The organism is Cereibacter changlensis JA139 (genome assembly GCF_003034985.1).
Classification (GTDB): Bacteria; Pseudomonadota; Alphaproteobacteria; order Rhodobacterales; family Rhodobacteraceae; genus Cereibacter; species Cereibacter changlensis.
This window is the reverse complement of sequence record NZ_PZKG01000415.1, coordinates 1-628: the sequence shown is the minus strand read 5'-3', so window position 1 is coordinate 628 and position 628 is coordinate 1. Positions and strand designations below refer to the sequence as shown.

The following is a 628-nucleotide window of genomic DNA, read 5'->3' as shown; positions in this document are numbered from 1 at the left end:
TATTTGGAGATCGTTGTTGTGTGATGCACCGTGCCTTAGTGTGTGATGCACCGTGTCCTCCATGTGTGATGCACCGTGATTCGGTGGCGGCGGGCCTCTGAAAAAAGTGTGTGATGCACCGTGTCAGATGAGGAGCCTGCGCCACTCCAGCCGGAGAAGTGGCCCGTTCGCTCCCTTCTCTTCCGACATCGCATATGTCGGCAGGGCGTCGCGCTTGATGGCCAGTCTCAGGTCTCTTGCAAACTGTCCGAAAGGGGCGGGCGAGCCTGTGCGATGGTGCAGATCCTTGAAAGAGAATGCCCAGCCTTCCGGGTTGTCGACGCCGTTGCCGGCGTGACGTCGGGCCAGGCGGTAGAGAAAGCGGTCAAGGCCACTGGTCAGGTCGAAGTAGAGGGGGGAGATGGCCAGGACCTCCCTGCCCTCTACGACGGCTCGGTGAATCCAGCGCGGCAATGTCATCTGCGCGCCCAAGGGACGACCTTGCTCGTCTTCGTCCAGAGTGTAGTCGGCGAGGAGGTTGAAGACTTCCAAGCGGTCCTTGTCGCGTCTTCGAATGGTGGTCTCGATACGCGTGCCCTGGAGGCGCGCAATCGCCGCCTTGAACTGCTGATAGTTCTTCCCTCCCGTC

The 628-nt window shown here is 60.5% G+C and carries 1 protein-coding gene; it reads right to left on the bottom strand.

The window, feature by feature from the left end:
- Positions 1-123: 123 nt before the first annotated feature.
- Positions 124-628: replication initiator protein A (locus C5F48_RS24420; RefSeq protein ID WP_181247796.1), on the bottom strand; the 505-nt coding region annotated here is incomplete at its 5' end.